Source organism: Herpetosiphon sp. NSE202 (genome assembly GCF_042688385.1).
GTDB lineage: Bacteria > Chloroflexota > Chloroflexia > Chloroflexales > Herpetosiphonaceae > Herpetosiphon.
Genome location: NZ_JBHUPY010000005.1, coordinates 328667 through 352069, shown reverse-complemented (window position 1 = coordinate 352069; position 23403 = coordinate 328667). Strand labels below are relative to the sequence as shown.

Sequence of the window (23403 nt, the reverse complement as noted above, 5' to 3'; positions counted from 1 at the left end):
AATGGTAACAGCAAAGGCTATCATTATTCGAATAACCCAAATCCTCGTCAGGGGATTAAAACTCAGATACATTTGGGATAGGAGTAGTAGGGTGTTCTAGAAATTCGAATAACCCAAATCCTCGTCAGGGGATTAAAACATTTACGAGTGGCAAATACCGCTAGAGTATCGATGGATAATTCGAATAACCCAAATCCTCGTCAGGGGATTAAAACATTCGTCAAGCCTTCGCGCTTCATCAGCGCTAGGCCAGCGTCTATTCGAATAACCCAAATCCTCGTCAGGGGATTAAAACCGGCGCGACGGCACGCTTTACAGAGTTCATGTGGCAAACAGATTCGAATAACCCAAATCCTCGTCAGGGGATTAAAACATTGACGGGATCGATGTAGTCACGAGCGCGGATGGTGCATTCGAATAACCCAAATCCTCGTCAGGGGATTAAAACTGCTTTGATGGCCGTAGCGATTGATTGATCTTGGCTTTCAATTCGAATAATCCAAATCCTCGTCAGGGGATTAAAACAGTTAGAAGCTATCCGACTCGCGGCGTGCTACTGCCGCTAATTCGAATAACCCAAATCCTCGTCAGGGGATTAAAACGGCTCTCGTAAGCGCTGAGACCAAGAGACACTATGCGTTCAATTCGAATAACCCAAATCCTCGTCAGGGGATTAAAACGCAAAAGCAAGGGTAGCCTGAAAATGGCTACTTTTTGAATTCGAATAACCCAAATCCTCGTCAGGGGATTAAAACGTATGTCTACCAGCGGGCCACGGTATTACCAACACGGGCAGAATTCGAATAACCCAAATCCTCGTCAGGGGATTAAAACCAACATCGTATGCCTTTGATATTGGATTGATTGATAAAATGTATTCGAATAACCCAAATCCTCGTCAGGGGATTAAAACCAACTTGCCAAACTCTTGTACCATATTGGCAACTGATGATTCGAATAACCCAAATCCTCGTCAGGGGATTAAAACGTACTCTACGCCGTCAATCAAAAGCGTATAGCTTATGATTTATTCGAATAACCCAAATCCTCGTCAGGGGATTAAAACAGAACGCGCTAGCAACTTCGCTGCAATCCACTGTATAAATTCGAATAACCCAAATCCTCGTCAGGGGATTAAAACTTACTTTCGCGGTAAGCGACGTTACCCATACTATCTAACCAATTCGAATAACCCAAATCCTCGTCAGGGGATTAAAACGACATTTCCTTCGGTGTCCGTAGGGCTTGCCCACGTGGGATTCGAATAACCCAAATCCTCGTCAGGGGATTAAAACAAAGTTGCCATATAATACCTAGCTTTCTGCCCTCTAGAGATTCGAATAACCCAAATCCTCGTCAGGGGATTAAAACATTGGTTGCCGTGGCACGCTTTGCGAGCTACGTACAAAATTCGAATAACCCAAATCCTCGTCAGGGGATTAAAACCCTATTTCGTCAACCCTACCAACGGCCGGTTAGTTTACATTCGAATAACCCAAATCCTCGTCAGGGGATTAAAACACACATGGCCAAAGCAATCGGTGATTTCAAACTCCATTATTTATTCGAATAACCCAAATCCTCGTCAGGGGATTAAAACGCTCCAAATGCCTTCTCGCCACTGGTTGCAATCACCCCATATATTCGAATAACCCAAATCCTCGTCAGGGGATTAAAACAGCAACAGTTCTTGAAATTCTGGCAGAAGGGTTTCATCCATTCGAATAACCCAAATCCTCGTCAGGGGATTAAAACTATATTCAATCGTGCGGGTTGGGGTAACTGGGGATAATATTCGAATAACCCAAATCCTCGTCAGGGGATTAAAACCCACAAAATCACGAAAGAGGGCTGGGGCCATAGCCAAGCAGATTCGAATAACCCAAATCCTCGTCAGGGGATTAAAACTCATTGATCGCATGGTGGTCACATTGTTTTCAGGCATTCGAATAACCCAAATCCTCGTCAGGGGATTAAAACAGTTATCGACCTCGCTATATTCATCTATCGTACCAGAGACAATTCGAATAACCCAAATCCTCGTCAGGGGATTAAAACTATTCGCAGACGTGGCTAGTAAAGCAGTAGATACAATATTCGAATAACCCAAATCCTCGTCAGGGGATTAAAACTCAAGCAGGCTAGTGGTATTTATGCGCCTATATTCGAATAACCCAAATCCTCGTCAGGGGATTAAAACCCATTGCTGAGCAAGCCGCTAAGCGCCTGACCTATGACATTCGAATAACCCAAATCCTCGTCAGGGGATTAAAACAGGATTGTTCCAGCGAAGTGCGTTGAGCGAATCCCTAAGGATTCGAATAACCCAAATCCTCGTCAGGGGATTAAAACCGAACAAGTCATTGACCTTCATCTATGCCGATACACATTCGAATAACCCAAATCCTCGTCAGGGGATTAAAACGTAAGAATGCCATTCGGATTTTCAAGCGTGATCTTGCATTCGAATAACCCAAATCCTCGTCAGGGGATTAAAACTAGATAGCGCCAACTTGATCGCCGGCCAGACCAATATTCGAATAACCCAAATCCTCGTCAGGGGATTAAAACGTATCAGGCGTTAACAGATCAAGCCGCTCCAAGGCTATTCGAATAACCCACATCCTCGTCAGGGGATTAAAACCGATGATTACAGCGATCCGCGTGAAGGTGGTATGGAATCATTCGAATAACCCAAATCCTCGTCAGGGGATTAAAACCAATTCATGCGCGGGTCAATCGCAGCACATCAATCATCAATTCGAATAACCCAAATCCTCGTCAGGGGATTAAAACTCCTCGTTATCCCCATGCGGGCAGCGCGCCAGCAGACCAAGATTCGAATAACCCAAATCCTCGTCAGGGGATTAAAACTGATGTTTGCCGAACCAGCGCAGCAAAACCTCACGCTAATCGATTCGAATAACCCAAATCCTCGTCAGGGGATTAAAACCTATTGTGAGTCGGGTGCAACGGAGCTTGAAAAGGTATTCGAATAACCCAAATCCTCGTCAGGGGATTAAAACTGAGATGTCGTGGCAAGCGACCATCAAGCAAGCGCCATTCGAATAACCCAAATCCTCGTCAGGGGATTAAAACCCTGAACTGCTCTACGAACCGAGTACCGATCATGTATTCGAATAACCCAAATCCTCGTCAGGGGATTAAAACAAAACTCCCTCATGCCACACCGTTCTTGGCTCTCGCATGGCATTCGAATAACCCAAATCCTCGTCAGGGGATTAAAACATCCGCAGGCGCTTATTGCCTATGTGGCGTTTGCTGAAATTCGAATAACCCAAATCCTCGTCAGGGGATTAAAACCGCGCACGGAAACCAAGAGGATGGGAACCCCGTTTTGGATTCGAATAACCCAAATCCTCGTCAGGGGATTAAAACCATGCCAGCCGATCCACGGCTTGAGCAGCATGTTCATCGATTCGAATAACCCAAATCCTCGTCAGGGGATTAAAACTCAATATCAATCGGGGAACAATTAGCAAGGTCGATCTTATTCGAATAACCCAAATCCTCGTCAGGGGATTAAAACGCCGCTGGAATCGGGACGTTTCTCAACACGCTTGCGAGCATTCGAATAACCCAAATCCTCGTCAGGGGATTAAAACCAACTCCAGACCCGCTGACACCATGCGTTTGATCTGGATTCGAATAACCCAAATCCTCGTCAGGGGATTAAAACGGTTTCCAACTGCCATCAGCAGGCCCAAGCATAATTTGTATTCGAATAACCCAAATCCTCGTCAGGGGATTAAAACACTGGCCAATTGGGTGCTACTGTGTTATCGCTTTGGATTCGAATAACCCAAATCCTCGTCAGGGGATTAAAACTCGCTTGATACCCTCGCGTAGATTCCGACTTTGGTCATGAATTCGAATAACCCAAATCCTCGTCAGGGGATTAAAACCCATTTTCGCGCCTTCGCCAACGCCCTCACCACCGCCAAACATAGTCGATTCGAATAACCCAAATCCTCGTCAGGGGATTAAAACTTAAAGGACGTTCTAGTGTTGCGATAAATTCAATTGCAGATTCGAATAACCCAAATCCTCGTCAGGGGATTAAAACTCGTGGTTGACCGGAAGAATCGCAGCGGCGTGATGAAGGATTCGAATAACCCAAATCCTCGTCAGGGGATTAAAACCAATTTGCGGTCGAAATTGGTCAAACGGAGAATGATTTATTCGAATAACCCAAATCCTCGTCAGGGGATTAAAACCCACTTCCAACCATTCGGGCTTATCCATAACCATAACCTCAATTCGAATAACCCAAATCCTCGTCAGGGGATTAAAACGGGTACTACTTACGATTCGTGGCATGAACAATAAATTAATCATTCGAATAACCCAAATCCTCGTCAGGGGATTAAAACACAAAGTGAACGAACAGTTTATGGTAGACGTAGAAGCGTATATTCGAATAACCCAAATCCTCGTCAGGGGATTAAAACCGTTTGTTTGGCGGCTGACCTGTGCCTATTGCTGGTACAAATTCGAATAACCCAAATCCTCGTCAGGGGATTAAAACGATAGATCGTAGTGGTTAATAGTCTCGTTTGGCTTGATCATTCGAATAACCCAAATCCTCGTCAGGGGATTAAAACGAAAGCGTGATTCGAGCTGCAAGGTGCTTAGTAGATGAATATTCGAATAACCCAAATCCTCGTCAGGGGATTAAAACCAAGCTCGTCAAGCATGTTCGTGAGGTGAAATAATGGAATATTCGAATAACCCAAATCCTCGTCAGGGGATTAAAACTTATGCAGCTTATATCGAAGTACCAAAGGTAAGTATGTATTCGAATAACCCAAATCCTCGTCAGGGGATTAAAACTTCGCATTACAGGCTCAGAAATAGATGCGCTTCGTTCGCTATTCGAATAACCCAAATCCTCGTCAGGGGATTAAAACCCGCTATACTGTGGCTACTGAATCAATGTTTATGGAGGATTCGAATAACCCAAATCCTCGTCAGGGGATTAAAACGCCAGCCGCCGCCACCCTTCCACAATTCAACCAGAAATTCGAATAACCCAAATCCTCGTCAGGGGATTAAAACATCATAAAAGCACAGCCAAATGTGAACAATACCATCAATTCGAATAACCCAAATCCTCGTCAGGGGATTAAAACTCACCCCTTTACGAACAATAAATGAACAAGCCACCAAAAATTCGAATAACCCAAATCCTCGTCAGGGGATTAAAACCGCCTATGATGCGGCTATGGCTTTATGGCGCTACCACAGCATTCGAATAACCCAAATCCTCGTCAGGGGATTAAAACACTGTAGTATAGTGCGCTTTTCATGGCTTGTCACTATACTATTCGAATAACCCAAATCCTCGTCAGGGGATTAAAACCAATGGAATTTGTGGCTGAATGCGCACATCTTCACGAATTCGAATAACCCAAATCCTCGTCAGGGGATTAAAACACATTGCCCAGCTGCGTGCCCATGATCGGAAGTGCATCATTCGAATAACCCAAATCCTCGTCAGGGGATTAAAACGAATTTTGCTACTCATACCGCACTCGCGAAGAGTACGAAAATTCGAATAACCCAAATCCTCGTCAGGGGATTAAAACCTAAGTAGGAAACCAACTACCATCGACCTGTTAACTTACCATTCGAATAACCCAAATCCTCGTCAGGGGATTAAAACGCCAGTTGGCTTGCAACGGGATTGTTCGACGGCCAAGAAACATTCGAATAACCCAAATCCTCGTCAGGGGATTAAAACCATGAATTGCGGCCATGGTGTTCAATTTTTCTGCAATGGTGAATTCGAATAACCCAAATCCTCGTCAGGGGATTAAAACTCCGAGCCTATGGTAACAGAGGCGCATGCACCAAACATACATTCGAATAACCCAAATCCTCGTCAGGGGATTAAAACTCCGAGCCGTATTAGAGGGCGCGATTCATAACCAGCAAATTCGAATAACCCAAATCCTCGTCAGGGGATTAAAACCGTCGCGGCTTCGTGCGTTGGGAAAATATCAACGATTTGGATTCGAATAACCCAAATCCTCGTCAGGGGATTAAAACCCCCGCAGCAAATTTGACCCTCAGGATCGTCTAAACGATCATTCGAATAACCCAAATCCTCGTCAGGGGATTAAAACAGGTTTTTGCTTGCATACCATTGTAGTTTGCGCCGATATTCATTCGAATAACCCAAATCCTCGTCAGGGGATTAAAACATGTTAGCACCTCGTCCCGCGTCAACCGGCTCGACACCATTCGAATAACCCAAATCCTCGTCAGGGGATTAAAACTGAACCGCGCAACGTCGTGCGCGTTTTTGCGTTGGCCCAACGCGATAGCGCCAACAACATTCGAATAACCCAAATCCTCGTCAGGGGATTAAAACCGAACGCTTGTTGGCTTACGCTTGCCACCACTAATCGGATTCGAATAACCCAAATCCTCGTCAGGGGATTAAAACTTAACCCTTGCTGTGTAGTGATTAAAAAATCACTCTTGTATTCGAATAACCCAAATCCTCGTCAGGGGATTAAAACTGTGGTACTTTGAATTCGAGTTACAAGAAGACGAATAATTCGAATAACCCAAATCCTCGTCAGGGGATTAAAACTGAAAAATTCGCCGCTTGAGTCCTTGTCGGCCTTGATTGTTTGCATTCGAATAACCCAAATCCTCGTCAGGGGATTAAAACTTAATTTCCCAACCGCTGCCGAAAGTGACAAAATTGCTGTATTCGAATAACCCAAATCCTCGTCAGGGGATTAAAACCTCAATAACCTCAACCAATAGTTGAGCCGCTGATTGATTCGAATAACCCAAATCCTCGTCAGGGGATTAAAACTGCTTCGCCCAGAAGGTATGGATGATTTCTGGGCCATCGTAGATTCGAATAACCCAAATCCTCGTCAGGCGATTAAAACTCACCACCAAACAGCTCGTCAAGAAGCTGGCCGCCTATCATCATTCGAATAACCCAAATCCTCGTCAGGGGATTAAAACTCAACAGCTTTGTACCAAGCCTTGCCGCCGACAATCTATTCGAATAACCCAAATCCTCGTCAGGGGATTAAAACGTAATAGGTCGTGCCAATGCCGCCAGAAACGGTATTGGGATTCGAATAACCCAAATCCTCGTCAGGGGATTAAAACTGGCTGTACATAGACAAGGCCAGCTAAGCCATTTTGAAATTCGAATAACCCAAATCCTCGTCAGGGGATTAAAACTTCGATAGCGCATCGACACCTTTTGAGATTGTATCTACATTCGAATAACCCAAATCCTCGTCAGGGGATTAAAACCAAATCCTGAACAGCAAATATTTGATGTAAAAGATTCGAATAACCCAAATCCTCGTCAGGGGATTAAAACAACAATTGGCAACGGCGTTGAAGGTTTGATGGCACTAGATTCGAATAACCCAAATCCTCGTCAGGGGATTAAAACGATTTCAAGACCTATTATCAAGAAGCCAAACGCACGATTCGAATAACCCAAATCCTCGTCAGGGGATTAAAACGAAATTTACAGTTGAGGAGAAACGCCGTGCAGCACAGTTATATTCGAATAACCCAAATCCTCGTCAGGGGATTAAAACCGATAGATTATTAAGTCTACCGCTTTTTTGACTGCGTTTTATTCGAATAACCCAAATCCTCGTCAGGGGATTAAAACTTAAGTCTAACCAAGATCGTTAGGCTTAACCGTTGTGTAGTGAATTCGAATAACCCAAATCCTCGTCAGGGGATTAAAACCGAAGGTTGGTATCGGTAGCCAGTACTGGCCGTCTACGACAAATTCGAATAACCCAAATCCTCGTCAGGGGATTAAAACCAAATTCCGATAACCGTACTGGTACATAGACATGGGATTCGAATAACCCAAATCCTCGTCAGGGGATTAAAACTAATGGTGTTGAGGCGCACGAAACGATTAGCGCTGCGATTCGAATAACCCAAATCCTCGTCAGGGGATTAAAACCCAAAGGTTTTAAACAAGCTATGATAAAACAAACTGGAGCATTCGAATAACCCAAATCCTCGTCAGGGGATTAAAACCTTGATGATAAACATTTGTATGCTATTGAAGTATTGATTCGAATAACCCAAATCCTCGTCAGGGGATTAAAACCTTGATGATAAACATTTGTATGCTATTGAAGTATTGATTCGAATAACCCAAATCCTCGTCAGGGGATTAAAACGTCTCTCCACGCAGTCAAACCCGCGATAGCTTGACTGCAATTCGAATAACCCAAATCCTCGTCAGGGGATTAAAACGCTGTCGATTCACCTAGCGACACCGCTGCAATTCCATTCGAATAACCCAAATCCTCGTCAGGGGATTAAAACTTTCAAACTCTACGCGTTCGCCGCTAGCGTAATTTGATAATTCGAATAACCCAAATCCTCGTCAGGGGATTAAAACCCAAAGGTTTTAAACAAGCTATGATAAAACAAACTGGAGCATTCGAATAACCCAAATCCTCGTCAGGCGATTAAAACGGCCAACATTTCCGGCTTGGGCAATTCGTCTGCGTTGATTCGAATAACCCAAATCCTCGTCAGGCGATTAAAACGCCTTATAAGGGCTGATTTTAGCGAGGTATTGAAGTACAACAGCGATTATTGATCACCACCCTTCCGTCCCGCCTCAAGGCGGGAGACGCAGGGGGTTTTCATCCCTTACGGGGGTAGGTTTTTAAGGAATGGGGGGACGGATGGCGGGTGTGGTGGGCCATGGATCGGGACGGAGGCGCATGGGCAGTGGGATGGGCCGCCCGTGGAGATACTGGGTCTGAAGCCAGAGCCAGCCCAACCGGAGCACACGGATCACACGACGGCCCGCCGCCCACAGGTCATGCAGGTTGGGCAGTGGCACCACCGCGTCCACGCTCCCGTCCTCGACCGCGCTGCCCATACTGGTTAGCCACAGCGTGGCCACCGCCAGCGCCAGCCAGAGCCGCTTCGCCCGTTGCGGGTCGGTCATCTGCGTTTGCTGCCACTGCCACATGCCGCGTTTGGTGCATTTGAAGCCCTGTTCACACCATGCCCGCAGCCCATACCACGCCGCATCGCTGGCCGTCGCGGGCAGATCGGTCAGGATGCACCACGGCTCGGCATGCTGCCCATCCATCCACACCAGCAACGTCGCTGCCAGCCGATACCGTTCTTGAAACGCCTGCACGGCCCCCCGCCATGTCGGCTGCTGGGAGCTGACCAGCGTCGTCGGAGCCACCGATCGCGCTTGGCCTTCGGGCCGCACCGTGCGATGGCGCGTGATTCGTATGAACGGATGCCAGCCGTGGGCCTGAATGGCACGGTAGATCGTCGATGACCACAGGCCGCGATCGGTCAGGACAAGTACCGTCCAGGTGGCAGGAATAGCGGGCTGGATCCGGGCCAACAGCCGCAGCCAGTGGGGATTCCACGCCTGTTTCTGGGTGCCATGGAGGATGGCCCACGCGACGGGAATGGCGTTGCCGCGATACACGACACTGATTGTCAAACAGGTAAAGCGATCGCGCAGCGGGGTGGCATCGAGGGTGAGGGCGAGCTGAGTTCCGGTCCAGAGGCGGAGAACCCAGGCGAGGAACGGGGCAAAGCAGGTGGTGACATCAACGGTGCGGCGCTGGTCGCCAGATTTATGGGCGGCATCGACACACCATTCGTACAAGCGTTGTTCAATCGTATTGACCTGCAGCCCAAGCAAGCAGGCCAACCACGTCGCGATGGTGCGTCGTCCACACCCGCGGGTGTGGGCGATCCCGAAACTCCACCAGGCTAAGCCGCGGGCAACCGATCGACTTAAGTGCGGAAAGGCCCTTGACACCACGCCTTCCCATGCGGATAATCCACGATGACGCATCGCGACCTCACAGGTGTTGATTGGTTGTTGACACCCTGATCATACACCAACGGTCGCGATGCGTCATCGCTTAAATCTTAAAAACCTACCCCCGTAAGGGGTTTCAGCCCCCTGCACCCCCTAATATTCACGTTATGGATTGTTACAATTTTTTCTGTTACTCATTCTTCGCACTCTTCGCGGTTCCTCATCGCTGACCCCTGACCCCTGATTACTAGCCCCTCGTTCACCACCCTTCCGTCCCGCCTCAAGGCGGGAGACGCAGGGGGTTTTCACCCCCCCTGCACACCCTAATATTCACGTTGTGGATTGTTACAATTTTTTCTGTTACTCATTCTTCGCGCTCTTCGCGGTTCCTCATCGCTGAACCCTGACCCCCTGATTACTAGCCCCTCGTTCACCACCCTTCCAACCTTACACGAGGCTGATTATGACAAGTATTAGTAACTATTGATTGTTAAGGGTTGTGGCATAAAACTAAATTGGGGCTATGCGCTGGGGGAGCCGACTGCGGCAGCGGTAGTGAGGTAGCGCATAAACAGTGGCAACAAGTGTTTCGTGTTCACCATATGGCCTTGACCCACAAGCTGATCGTAGCTAGCATTGGGTATCTGCGCGGCTAAGGCTTGGGATAGGCTGCGAATGCCAGCTGGGCTTTTTGCGCCGGCCATCACATGCACGGGAATTTTGCATTGACTGGCCCGCTCGAACGGTGGCAGATCGGCGGTTAAGCTCAGGTCGTAGGCGAGCGTTGGGGCAAGTGCGACCATGGTTTTCCAGCCTGGCATGAAGCGCATCAGCCAACCAACAATTTTGGGCATGCCGATGCCTTGTAAAAAGCTGGTGATTGCACGGGCATGCTGGCCATGAGCAAGCATTGTTTCAATCTTGGCGCGCAAACTTGCATACTCGGCTTTTTCGGTTGCATCGTGCACATAGGCCGGATCATAGAGGAATACCTGATCGAGCTTTGCGGGATAGTGCAGCGCTGCTTCGAGCGCCAAAACTGCTCCCGAGGAATGGCCATACACATGGGCTTTGCCACCAGCAACCTCGATAAGCGCCAGCAAATCTTCAAGCTCACGCTCAAGGCTATACGGCAAGGTATCAGTGCTATCGCCACGCCCACGCCGATCGTAGTTGTAGACGGTAAAAGCTTTAGCCAAGGCTTTGGCATCGCTAACAATCGGCGGAAACGAGCGAAAACATGTTGCGCCAGTTACATAAATCAGCGGCGGGCCACTCCCATACACATCATAGGCCAAACGTGTTCCATCTTGTGAACTGATAGTCTGCATTGCAGCTCCAATCATAGCAAAGCGGTAACTGCGGCAGTATAGCATAAATAGAACATATGATCTATAACTAAATCTCCTTAGCTTTATCTGCTCATAATTGCTGACAATAATTAATAGCCTTGTGGTCACGCCATGCGTGGCCTTTTTGTATTTAGGGGTTTCAGTTAAAATGATAGCCAGTCTACACAAAGGATTAGTCGTATGACCAAGGTTAAAAAGCAACGTTTAGATCTGTTATTAGTTGAATTACAACTTGCGCCAACCCGCGCCAAAGCCCAAGCATTAATTATGGCAGGCGATGTGATCGTCAATCAGCAAGCTGAAACCAAAGCTGGCACGTTGGTTGATCCTGCTGCCCAAATCACGCTTAAATCGAGTTTGCCCTATGTTGGGCGTGGTGGGCTAAAACTTGCCCATGCGCTTGATAGCTTTCAGCTTGACCCGCAGGGCCAGATTGGCTTGGATGTTGGGGCTTGTACAGGCGGGTTTAGCGATGTGTTGTTGCAGCGCGATGCAGCCCATGTCTATGCAATTGACGTTGGCTATGGCCAGCTCGATTGGAAAATTCGCCAAGATCCACGGGTGACGGTGCTCGAACGCACCAATATTCGCTATTTGGAGCACTTGCCTACGAGCGAAGAGCAAACGGCAGCGCTCGCAACCTGTGGGGTCGTCGATGTTTCGTTTATCTCGCTAGGCTTGGTACTGCCAGCAATGCTGCGCTTGCTGACCGCCGATGCCTGGATTGTCTGTTTGATCAAGCCGCAATTCGAGGCTGGCCCTGAGCATGTTGGCAAAGGCGGCATTGTGCGCGACTCGGCGGTGCATCGCCAAGTGATTGAAAGGGTGGTGCAGCAGGCAGCTGATTTAGGCTTAGGTTTGGCTGGATTAACCCGCTCGCCAATTACCGGAGCAGAGGGCAATATCGAATTTCTAGGCTATTTTCAACGGGGCGCTGCTGCAACAATTGATTTGTTGCAGGCGTTAAGTGGCGTAGGTGTATGAGTGATGTTTGGCAACAACAACGACAGCGCATGGTCGACGAACAATTAATCACGCGCGGCATTCATGATCAGCGGGTTTTGGCAGCGATGGCGCATGTGCCGCGCCATTTATTCGTGCCAGAGGCCGCGCAAGCCCAAGCCTATAGCGACCAAGCCTTACCCTTGACGCTGGGGCAAACCATCTCACAGCCCTATATTGTGGCCTTGATGGCCCAGGAATTGTTGCTGAATCCTCATGAACAGCTCCTTGAAATTGGTGCTGGTTCAGGCTATGCTGCCGCAGTATTTGCCGAATTGGTGACCAAGGTTGTGACGATCGAGCGCCATCAAGCCCTCGCCAAGCAGACCCATGCGCTGCTCCACAACTTAGGCTATCGTAATATCAAACTGATCTGGGGTGATGGCTCGTTGGGGTATCCGGCAGCAGCGCCCTATCATGCGATTAGCATTCCGGCGGCCACGCCGCAACTTGCCCAAACCTTGCTCAGCCAGTTGCACGATGGCGGGCGCTTGGTTGCTCCAGTTGGCGAGGCCCACGATCAACGTTTAATTCGGCTGCAACGCCAAGGCCAAGATTGGCAAAAAACGAGTATTAGCAACGTTCGCTTTGTGCCGCTGATTGGCGCTGGTGGCTGGGAGCAAGCACCAGAAACCACAGCGGAAGGAGAGTAGGCTCAATGTTTAATCCACAGGCTGGCTACCCATTTCGCTCAGATAACAAACCGCGCAATGAGCTATTTGAATTTGCCAAAGCATGGCTTGGAACAACCCTTGCCTTTGCTTTAGTCTATCGACACAGTATGCCATTGATTGATGCAGTAATCATTATGGGCATTGCCGCTGGCCTCGGCATTGTCATCCACGAATTAGCTCATCGCGTGGTAGCGCGGCGCTTTGGCAGCCAAGCCCATTTTTTTGCTAACGATGCTATGTTAGTGATTTCGGTGTTGCTGGCATTAACGGGCTTTATCTTTGCAGCTCCTGGGGCGGTGCATCATCGTGGCTATCTGACCAAAAAACAAGTTGGCTTGGTGGCGGCGGCTGGACCAGCCAGCAATATGGTTATCGCACTGCTTTCGTTGATTCTGATTCCAATTGCCAATATGCTTAATATTCAGTTTCTGTTTAAGACTGCCGTCTACAGCTATGTAGTCAATTCGCTACTGGGGATTTTTAATATGATCCCGTATGGCCCGTTGGATGGCGCTAAAATTATGGACTGGGACATGCGAGCATTCATTGCCATGGCCTCCGTTGGTGGGCTATTGTATGTTGTACAATACCTGCCGATTGCCAAAACCTTGTTTGTCTTTGGCTTCTAAAGCTTTTTTGGAGGATGTATGCGCCGACCATTGTTGGCTGGTAATTGGAAGATGCACTACGGGGTCAGTGAGGGTGTGGCCTTGGTTGAGGCACTTAGCGCTGATTTGACCGATTTGAACGACCGTGATGTGGTGGTTTGCCCACCATTCACCTTGTTGGGCAGCTTAGCGCCCTTGCTCGATGGCACCGCCGTGGCCTTGGGTGCGCAAAATATGCACTACGAAGCTAAAGGCGCGTTCACTGGCGAAATCGCGCCCCAAATGCTCAAAGAATTGGGCTGTAGTTATGTGATTTTGGGCCATAGCGAACGCCGCCAATATTTCGGCGAAACCGATGAGCTGATCAATCGCAAAGCTCATGCTGCCTTGGCCAATGGCCTCAAGCCGATCGTGTGTGTTGGCGAAGTTAAGGCCGAACGCGATAGTGGCCAAGCAGAAAGCGTCGTGGTTGGGCAATTACGCGGCAGCTTGGCTGGATTAAGCGCCGCGCAATTGCGCAGCGTCGTGATTGCCTACGAACCAGTCTGGGCCATTGGCACTGGCGATACCGCCACTCCCGCCGATGCCCAAGCCATGCACGCCCGCATTCGCGCCGAGCTAGCAGCCTTGAGCGATCAAGCAACCGCTGACGCGATCATTATTCAGTATGGTGGCTCGGTCAAGCCCGATAACGTCGATGAATTGATGGCTCAGCCTGATATTGATGGCGCATTGGTTGGCGGAGCCGCACTCAAAGCCGCCGATTTTATTCGGATTGTACGCTTTAAGTAGGATTAAATAGTTTTAATCAAGCCCCTCGTCGTTGAATCCGACGAGGGGCTTTTTGTTTTGTGGTTGCAGTTATTTTTATGGGCAAATATAACAAGCCAGGGTTATTTACATCATGGGACTCATCTCGCCTCAGCGCATAGACAACTTCATGGAAACCACATTAAGCGCCACAATTGGCTTGCTAGGCTGATAGAAATGAATGTGGTATGCAGATCATAAACGATGCTTATCAGAATATTGATTAATGTTCATTAATCACAGCATATTTAAGCCCATCAATCCCAACATTGAATACCCACTAAAGTACTAGAATAGCTTGTTTTGGCATTAGATGTGTGATAAAACTATAGCACCGCAGTAAATACTATTAAACGTTAGGAGCTATTGTATGGCGCATCTTCGCAGGATAGTCGTGTTAAATTTCATTTTTAGCAGTCTTATTATCCCAACAAGTATTAATAGTCAAAAGATAGTTAATCAATCCACCGAAGTAAACTTAGATTCTGTAACACGTGAAAATGCGGATTCACCACAGACAGCATTAGCCGAAGTAGAGCCGAATAATACCATCGCAGCCGCTAACAGCATCACCACGGGTCATGCTGCTGGTCATGCAAATGCGACGATTGCCAATTCAAGCGACATAGATTATTTTAAATTTGTAGTTACTGCCAACCAAACCTTTGTGATCGAAACCTATAACGTGGTTGGCACAAGCAATGATGCAACCGGATTATGGCTGTATAACAGTAGCGGTACGTTAATCGCCAATGATCAAGGTGGTAACAACGGAACTGGCAATGTCAATGCGCGGATTGTTTTTACGTTTGTAACCGCAGGTACTTATTTTATTAAAGTCGGATCGGATTATTTTATTAACTGGTCTGGTACATATTCCTTACGTGTATTGCCCAAATACGATCAAGCTGGTGCTGCATGGAATACAACGAATGATTATGAACCGAACGATGTGTTTGCGATTGCAAATACAATTACCCCAGGTTATCAAAATGCAGTTACCCGTCAAATTTTCGATAATAGTAATTATGTCTCAGCTGATGGCGACCAAGATATTTATCGCTTTACTGTAGCTGCCAATCAAACATTCGTGATTGAAACCTTTGATGTTACTGGCAATAGCGGTGATGCAACTGGATTGTGGCTGTATAACAGTAGTGGGACATTAATCGCCAATGATCAAGGCGGTAATAACGGAACAGGAACAGTTAATGCGCGGATTGTTTTTACCTTTGCAACCGCAGGTACTTATTTTATCCACGTCGAATCAGACTATTTTATCAATTGGACGGGTACATATTCGCTGCGAGTATTGCCAAAATATGATCAAGCTGGTGCTGCATGGAATGCAAATAACGATTATGAACCGAATGATGTGTTTGCGATTGCAAATTCAATTACTCCAGGCTATCCAAATGCAGTTACCCGCCAAATTTTTGATAATAGTAATTATGTCTCAGCTGATGGCGACCAAGATATTTATCGTTTTACGGTAACCGCCAACCAAACATTCGTGATTGAAACCTTTGATATTACCGGTAATAGCAGCGACGCAACTGGATTGTGGCTGTATAACAGTAGTGGTAGCTTAATTGCCAATGATCAAGGCGGCAATAATGGAACTGGCAATGTCAATGCACGAATTGTCTTTACCTTTGCAACCGCTGGTACTTATTTTATTCAGGTAGAATCAGATTATTTTGTCAACTGGACGGGTACATATTCGCTACGGGTGTTGCCAAAATATGATCAAACAGGCGCTGCCTGGGATGCAACGAATGACTATGAACCAAATGATGTTATCCCAATAGCTAATAGTATCGATTTCGAATCAAAAAATGCAGTCAATCGTACTCTATTCGATGCAACAAATTATGTTTCACGCTATGGCGATGAAGATTTTTATCGCTTTACTGTAACTGCTAATCAAAAAGTAATTATCGAAACCTTAAATGCACAAAGTAGTTCCGGACGTGCAACTGGATTATGGCTGTATAACAGTAGCGGTACGTTAATTTCTAGCGATCCCTATGGAACTAATTATTCAGGTGGCATTGATGCTCGAATTACGTTTACATTTGCAACAGCTGGAACTTATTTTGTAGCCGTTGCTAGTAATGATTCGCTCTATTGGTATGGCTCATATACATTGCGTATTTGTAAAGATAGCTGCTTTAAACCAGTGTATATGCCATTTGTCAGGCGTTGAGCGTGATCAATGCTCCGGCCAAGCACTCTGAATTATTGTGTTTGGTCGGATCATGCAAATTGCCATTGGAGGAAAATGCAATGCTAGCTGATTAATTGAGGCTTGTTATGGATAGATATTTTCCGTGGATGCCCGATGGCTGGCCCTATGTGGCGACGATTCCATGGCTTGAGCCGACAACTCGTTGTATTGGCTGGCTTGGCCACGATCAACCCTATGCGATTGGCCGCATCGAACCACAGCTGCTTGCCAAACTCCAGGCCTACACGCCCTATTCAATCTATCACTATCGGACGGCGCAGCCGAGTTATTGCCCATTATGTGCTGGCGAGCCAACCGATCAACACGGCAACATTGATCAGGCAGCAATTGGTTTAGGTACAGCTGAATTACGGATTATCGGCGCTGATCAACAATGCTATGCAGTGCCAAATAATCTCGTGCATTTGATTCAGATTCATCGTTATCAGCCGCCGCACCATTTCTTAGCAGCAGTCGCCAGCGGCCTTGCGCCCGATTCAGTTGCCTATCAAACCCAACTGCAAGCAATTTTGACCGAGCGTGAACGAGCAGCGCTTGCATGGTATCCGCAGGCCAAAGCACTAACCGCCGAAATTGAATCGAGCATCAACCAGCTTGTCCAAGCCAAACCAGCATTTATGTCAATCTTGGCCGACATTTCGCGCAAATATCAACGTGAAGGAGCATTTGTTTTGGCCAATCTATTACAACCACCGTATGCGCCGCTGCTCATCGGCCTGTTGTATCAATGGCAAATGGGCGATTTAACCGATTTGGCGGTGCTTCAATGGTTAAATCGCCGTAATCTGCTGCCGATTAACTGGTTAATGCTGGCGCATCAGGTTTATTAATCATCTCTTCGACAATGTTGATAATTTCGCTAACTGAAATATTGAAAACCCCAGCTTTGCCTTGCACAAAGGCTTCGCGCCACGAATCGTAGCCTTCCATGAAGCCCGGATTGCTGACATTGGTATCGACCAACTCAGTCAGGCTTTGTTCAAGCGTGCTGGCAACCACCGGAAAGTGGTTGAGTTGGTTGATTGGCTCAGGCGAATGGGGATTTTTCACATCCACGCCAGCAATGCTGATATGAAAAATTGCACCCAAGACTGAATGATACTCAATCTTGTTGATTAACACCGCCGATTCTGGCTCGTGCGAGCGGGTTTGATAGCGCCAAACTTGGCCTTCGCTGAAGTAGTAGACATTTTTGGCTTCGCTCATAGCAAGTTCCTCTCATTAAAATTGATTTTAGCCAATATACCAAACAATTGACTCGTTGGCAGCATAGGCTTGTTGCGCCATGAGCTGAAGACTCTCCAAACAACCAACTACTGCATTGTAAACGCCTTGTTTCTCGCGCTCTGTCATATCGGTAAATTCGGCAAAATCAGCATCAAACCGTTGTTTAAGCTGCTCGTAAGGAAAATCTTGCAACATTGTCAATAGCGGTATAAGTTCATCATGCAGCAGAATATGAAGTCGGCTATATCCCATCGAAAAATCGCCAATATGTACAGGATGCTCCTGTGTTACAGGCCAATAAGGAATCACTTGATCGCGCACGAGTTGCTTGATTAATCGTTCTAATAACGACCAATAGCTATTCTCCACGGTAAATGAATAGCAGGCTTTTTCAGGGCTAAGCTCATCCATTGGCACCATGGTATAGGTTTGCAGATGGCTACGTCGATGTGTAACTCGATAAATCGGATCAATACTGCACCAATATTCATGTTCAAGGGTTTCATCCTCTGGTATATTGTCAGTCACTGCTTGGGAAATGTCGACTCTTTCTTCAATTTTTTCTAACTCAGCAAGATCTTCGGCGGTTATACGAGTGAAATAATACGCTATTCCCATACATTCCCTCCATAAAATAGAACAAATGTTTCAATTTATAAGCAGAGTATAGCATATGCTGCGAGCATTGGGCGCAGGATTTGCTATGCTAAGCAGCACTATTTCGCAGGAGCAAACGATGAAAAACTATCCATTACCGGTTGCGCTCAATATTCCTAGCGGCTGGATTGTGCATTTCAAATACGTTGTTTGCGGTTGAGCCATTGCTGGCCGATGGCGCGATCAATCGCGAGTTTAATACTTCTGAGGACTTGATTTGGATTGAGCAGTTAAGTTTTAGGTGTTTTATTGGTTAGGTCGATTGTGAAGATCCCCTCACCCCAACCCCTCTCCCGTGGCGCGGGCGAGGGGCTTTAACGTTATGGTTCTCCCGCAATTCCTTGGCGAACAATGGTTGGCTCCCCCTCGCCCGCGTTCAGTGGGAGAGGGGGTTGGGGGGTGAGGGATCGCCCCACCGCCGATCAATCGCTCAAAATCTACCCTTGAAAGGAGTGGATTTGGGGGGTGAGGGGCTTTTCATGGTGTGGTTCTGGCCCAATTGGTTGGTAACCAAAGGAACACTCCCCCTCGCCCGCGTTCAGTGGGAGAGGGGGTTGGGAGGTGAGGGAATGATGCAAAATCTAGCAGTACAAATTATTGCCTGGGCTTACACCAAGTCGATTGGTGATCGATTGGTATGAGCTGACCCGACTTTGCACTTGGCCGGGATTGCCACCATTGCACTCGACCGAGCCGTTAATGCTGCGAATGGTTTCGCCAAAGCCATTGCCATTAACCATCGCATCGTGAGGAGTCATCGAGCCAGGGCCACGTTGGGTCATCCAATACCAGAGCGCGGTTTTCCAGGCTACAGCTGAATCACGCGATACCAAATCGGGGTCGTTGAGCAGATTCAAGCCTAATGCTTGGCCTGCCAACCCATAATTGTAGTTCCAACTCAACTGAATTGGGCCACGGCCAAAGTAGCGTTTGCCCGGGGCACACGGCCATTGGGCGCTATTTTGGCAATATTCGCCTTGGGCAATTTCGGTAATATGCACAAAGTTGCCGGTTTCGTGGGCAAAGTTTGCCAAAGCAGCAGCGGCTTCGCGCTTGCGAACTTCGGTCGAGCCAGTGCCAGCAAAGGCTGGATAGAAGGCTGCTGCCTGCACTAAGCCCTCATAACTGTAGAAGGAATTGCGATTGGGGAACATTTGCTCGAATTGGGCCTTGCTGACGATTGCCCCAAAGCCCGATGCTGGTGGGGGATTCGTCCCGCCACAGGTGGTTGGCTCCCAAAACCAGGTGCTGATCGTTGGATCATAGCCTGGGTTAGCGTGCTCGGCCACATAGAAACTGCCATTGTAGCGCACGATGTTGCCCGTGTAATATTGGCGGCCTGCCACCCAATCGGTGTAGCTACAGCTGCCGCCGCCACCGCCACCGCCGCCGCAGCTGGTTGGCTCCCAGAACCATGTACTGATCGTTGGATCATAGCCTGGATTATCGTGCTCGGCCACATAGAAACTGCCGTTGTAGCGCACGATGTTGCCCGTGTAATATTGGCGACCTGCGACCCAATCGGTAAAATTGCAACTTTGCGCCAGGCTCGCTTCGGAAGGAGCGAATGATTCACGAGCCATCCCAGCCTGTGGATTGAGCAGACTGCCCCAAAATGCGCTGATCAAGAGTGGCGTAAGCAACAACTTGCTCAGTTTCGAGGGAGTCAGTTGGGGGAGTTTCATACAACCTCCTAAATCGATGCTTCAATTGCCCATCGTCGTTGATAACGGCGCGCTTTAAGGATCGCTGCCAGCCTTGGCAACCACCCAAACCGCCAGCATGCACCAAAAAATCAGCCATGCCAATTGAACGAATCTAGCCTTCCATCTTTATTATTCCAGTGGAATTACAAAGAACGTATCATGCCAGATTGGCAATGTCAAGAATTTTCCTTAATAAAAGGTTTAAATTAGTATAAATATGATTAAAAATAACTAGATTAAAGTAGGGGAGGCCATTTAACCACGCAGAACGCGAAGGATCACCAAGCACGAGCTTAAGCGAAGATGGGCATGGAGTGGCTTCCAATGCCCATCAAGCAAACTTACTCGCCTTCAATCGCATGTTTGGGTAAAGCATATTGGTTGATTGCACGCTGGCGATTGCTTTGGCGCAGCGCAGCTTCAGCCCGCATCGTTTGGGGCAAATACACGCGATATGTTGCGCTAGGATTGGTTGCGGTTGCCGTCGGTGTGTTGGTCGGTGTTGCCGTCAGGGTGTTGGTTGCAGTTGCCGTTGACGTGTTACTCGCTGTCACGGTCGGCGTTTCAGTTGGCGTGTTCGTCGGCGTATTACTCGCTGTGATGGTCGGAGTGTTCGTCGGTGTTTCAGTTGGCGTGTTCGTCGGCGTATTACTCGCTGTGATGGTCGGAGTGTTCGTCGGTGTTTCAGTCGCAGTTGCGGTTGGAGTTAATGTTGGCACACCAACCCAAAAGCCGCCTTCAATGCTAAATTCGCCGCCAGTGCTGGCAGCGTTCGCATCGGCCTGGCCAATCGAGCTATGCAACTCAAAATCGCCACCGGTGCTCGTTCCGCCGCCACTATCGATGGTCGACCACTCAAGGCTAAATATTCCGCCAGTTTGAGCTTGGGCCAACTGAACCGCAAGCATGAGGCCAATCAAGGGAAGGAGCCACCAGATCAAGCGCTGTTTCATATGCGTTGACCCTTGGCGCTCCGCCGACCAAGCAGCCAACCCAAGCCAAGTGCCAAGCCGACTATTGGGAGTAGCCAAAGCCCTGAAAATCCGTTTTGGGCTGGTTGAGCGTGCTCCAACGCAGCAAGCCGAACATCAAAGGCCGCTAATTGATCAGCTTGTTGATCAATGGTTTTGGCTTGGGCGGTGGCTAAACTATGCAGGCCTTGAATCGCTGCTAGCGCCACGCCATCAGCATCAACCGTGGCAATATGGCGATCGTCGCTGCCTAAGCCAAAGGCTGTGTAAAAATCTTGGGCCGTTGGGCCAATATGGCGCACCGTTGCCCCTTCGCTGGTATAGTTCCACGATTGAACGGGAATTGCAGCCAGCTGATCGAGCAGCAGCTGAGGATCAATTGTTGCAAAGTTCGATTTAAGATTTTTATCTGATGAATTAGTCCAAGTGCCACCCTTGCTCAGAAAAGCGCCACTTTCAGTCGCCAAGATTGCGCCATCGGGAATCATAACCTTCGTGCTGCTCCCAAACCACGCGCCGCCTGGAGCACGCACAATAAACTGGCCAGGTGCAGTTGTCGAAACTGTATCTTTTTTGTTGGTTTGTTGCCCAGCCCAGACAAAACTGCCAGCATGGGCCGCCACCGCATTCTCACCAGCGGCAACGGTATAATCGGCCAAAGTTGTGTTGCCGCTACCACCCAAAATTGCCGAGAGCGTGCTATTGGCATTGTTGTTCTGGCCGCCACCAACGAAGGTACCAGCCCCAGTCGCTTGGTTGTTGATGCCACCAACGACTGAAGCATAGGTATTGGTTGCATCATTATTAACGCCACCAGCCACAACCGCATATTGACCAGTCGCCGTGTTGGTCTGACCGCCACCAACAAAAGCTCCAGTGTTGGTAGCTTGGTTCGATTGACCACCGCCAACCGTCGCAATAATCGAAGAAGCGATATTGGTGCGACCACCAGCAATCACCGAGTAACTTCCACTCGCTGCATTGAGTTGGCCGCCGCCGATGCTGCTAGTATCGCCGCTAGCAGTATTGCTTGTGCCACCAGCAACCGTGGTGTAATTGGCGCTAGCAGTGTTGCTGTTACCTCCACCAACCGTGGCCGATTGCTGACTTGTCGTATCGCCAGTTACCCCAGCGGTGTTATTAGTGCCGCCGCCGATGGTGCCATAATTGTCGTAAACCCGATTGGCTTGGCTGCTAGTAGAACTACCGCCGCCGCTGATCGTAGCAAATTGCGCCGTAATAGTATTGTTGTAGCCACCAGCAATTGTCGAATAGTCATCGCTCACGCTGTTACTTCGGCCACCGCCGACCAGCGTATAATTATCGCTGGCAACATTGGCGCGACCTCCGCCAACGGTTGCATACATTTGGCTCATTGCATCGCCAGTTAGCCCAGCGCTGTTTTCGCTGCCACCGCCAATCGTGCCATAATCGTCATAGATTGTATTGCCAGTTGTGCCGCCGCCACCAGCAATTACACTATAACGGCCACTGATCGTATTATTGATCCCGCCGCCAATCGTTGACCAAGCAGCGCTAACATTGTTGGTTTGGCCACCGCCAATCACCACATATTCTTGGCTCGCAGTGTTGTCGATGCCGCCGCCAATCGTGGAATAAACATCGTTTGTTGGTGCGCCATCGTTGCTGCCAACGCTATTGCCAGCGCCGCCGCCAATTGAGCTATAGCTATCATAGGCACTGTTAAGGCTCGCCGCATTGCCACCGCCGTTAATCGTGACCCCAACGCTGTTGCTTGTGATCGTGTTGCCTTCGTAGCCACCAATCAGGTTGGGGCTAGAGATGTTTTGGCGAGTCCAGAAGCCAGGCAAGGCCAAGGCCAAAGGTGCGGCGGTCACTTGTTGGCGTGGCGTAAGCGGCGTATAACTACTACTGACATCGGCCTTGACCGCTAGCTCTATCCAACGGCTTTCACCATTAAAGAAATCTTCGCCAAAATTAAGCTGGGTTGTAAACAAACCATTACTCACATTCAGATCAGCTTGGGTTATCGTTGCTAAGGCTGTGCCACCTGTCGCGCTCGAATACAAGCTAAATTGAAAATCAAAAACGCCATTCGCGACGCTGCCACTTTCGCGCAACATTCCTTGGTAGGTAATTGTTTCGCCGGAGGGTGCTAAAACTGCCGCTGGTTGCTGGTTGGTTTGATCCTGAGCGGCAACAGGCAAAAGCCATGTGCCAGCTAAAACCAAGCCGATCAGCATGAGATAGCGTTTACGAATCATGTTTGCTGCTCCTATCAATAAATAACTATCAACCACCATCTTCCATTGCTCTCAG

At 48.3% G+C, this 23403-nt stretch carries 13 protein-coding genes and 1 CRISPR repeat array (1 of these 14 running past the window's edge); of the genes, 6 read left to right on the top strand and 7 right to left on the bottom strand.

Translation table 11 applies throughout. The annotated features are described in order from the left end of the window. A CRISPR array of direct repeats spans positions 1–8588; the repeat unit is 37 nt; unit sequence ATTCGAATAACCCAAATCCTCGTCAGGGGATTAAAAC (it extends 4622 nt beyond the left edge of the window). 122 nt (positions 8589–8710) lie between these two features. Then, positions 8711–9721: a transposase gene (locus tag ACFMKP_RS07540; protein ID WP_382290511.1), complete on the bottom strand. Its 1011-nt coding sequence runs from the start codon at positions 9719–9721 to the stop codon at positions 8711–8713. A 644-nt stretch (positions 9722–10365) separates the two neighbouring features. Further along, positions 10366–11175: an alpha/beta fold hydrolase gene (locus tag ACFMKP_RS07535; RefSeq protein ID WP_382290509.1), complete on the bottom strand. Its 810-nt coding sequence runs from the start codon at positions 11173–11175 to the stop codon at positions 10366–10368. 201 nt (positions 11176–11376) lie between these two features. Between ACFMKP_RS07535 and ACFMKP_RS07530 the strand changes: the two genes are divergently transcribed. The 6 genes from ACFMKP_RS07530 (at position 11377) to ACFMKP_RS07505 (ending at position 17371) form a co-directional block, all read left to right on the top strand. Beyond that, positions 11377–12180, top strand: a complete 804-nt coding sequence (locus ACFMKP_RS07530; RefSeq protein WP_382290507.1) for a TlyA family RNA methyltransferase — start codon at positions 11377–11379, stop codon at positions 12178–12180. Next, the gene (locus ACFMKP_RS07525; protein WP_382290505.1) at positions 12177–12851 is read left to right on the top strand and encodes a protein-L-isoaspartate(D-aspartate) O-methyltransferase; all 675 of its coding nucleotides are present in this window, start codon (positions 12177–12179) and stop codon (positions 12849–12851) included. Before ACFMKP_RS07530 ends, ACFMKP_RS07525 begins: the two co-directional genes overlap by 4 nt. Positions 12852–12856: 5 nt before the next feature. After that, positions 12857–13501, top strand: coding sequence for a peptidase M50 (locus tag ACFMKP_RS07520; RefSeq protein WP_382290503.1), 645 nt, complete (start codon positions 12857–12859; stop codon positions 13499–13501). A gap of 18 nt (positions 13502–13519) precedes the next feature. Then, a complete protein-coding gene (gene tpiA, locus ACFMKP_RS07515) occupies positions 13520–14272 on the top strand; it encodes a triose-phosphate isomerase (RefSeq protein WP_382290502.1) in 753 nt (250 codons plus the stop codon). A 388-nt stretch (positions 14273–14660) separates the two neighbouring features. Further along, entirely contained in the window at positions 14661–16499 is a 1839-nt protein-coding gene (locus tag ACFMKP_RS07510) for a PPC domain-containing protein (RefSeq protein WP_382290500.1), read from the top strand. Positions 16500–16606: 107 nt separating this feature from the next. After that, positions 16607–17371 carry a hypothetical protein gene (locus tag ACFMKP_RS07505; protein ID WP_382290498.1) on the top strand — a complete coding sequence of 255 codons (765 nt, stop codon included), beginning with the start codon at positions 16607–16609 and terminating at the stop codon, positions 17369–17371. On the opposite strand, the gene ACFMKP_RS07500 is transcribed toward ACFMKP_RS07505, so the two are convergent. From ACFMKP_RS07500 to ACFMKP_RS07480, 5 genes are all read right to left on the bottom strand, one after another. Beyond that, complete coding sequence (locus tag ACFMKP_RS07500; RefSeq protein WP_382290496.1) at positions 17337–17747, bottom strand: hypothetical protein; 411 nt, start codon at positions 17745–17747, stop codon at positions 17337–17339. The genes ACFMKP_RS07505 and ACFMKP_RS07500 overlap by 35 nt on opposite strands. Before the next feature lie 27 nt (positions 17748–17774). Then, positions 17775–18386: a hypothetical protein gene (locus ACFMKP_RS07495; RefSeq protein ID WP_382290494.1), complete on the bottom strand. Its 612-nt coding sequence runs from the start codon at positions 18384–18386 to the stop codon at positions 17775–17777. 620 nt (positions 18387–19006) lie between these two features. Then, the gene (locus ACFMKP_RS07490) at positions 19007–20110 is read right to left on the bottom strand and encodes a glycoside hydrolase family 19 protein (RefSeq protein ID WP_382290492.1); all 1104 of its coding nucleotides are present in this window, start codon (positions 20108–20110) and stop codon (positions 19007–19009) included. Positions 20111–20472: 362 nt separating this feature from the next. After that, positions 20473–21084 carry a hypothetical protein gene (locus tag ACFMKP_RS07485; protein WP_382290490.1) on the bottom strand — a complete coding sequence of 204 codons (612 nt, stop codon included), beginning with the start codon at positions 21082–21084 and terminating at the stop codon, positions 20473–20475. After that, complete coding sequence (locus tag ACFMKP_RS07480; protein WP_382290488.1) at positions 21081–23348, bottom strand: tail fiber domain-containing protein; 2268 nt, start codon at positions 23346–23348, stop codon at positions 21081–21083. Before ACFMKP_RS07480 ends, ACFMKP_RS07485 begins: the two co-directional genes overlap by 4 nt. Between the last annotated feature and the right edge of the window lie 55 nt (positions 23349–23403).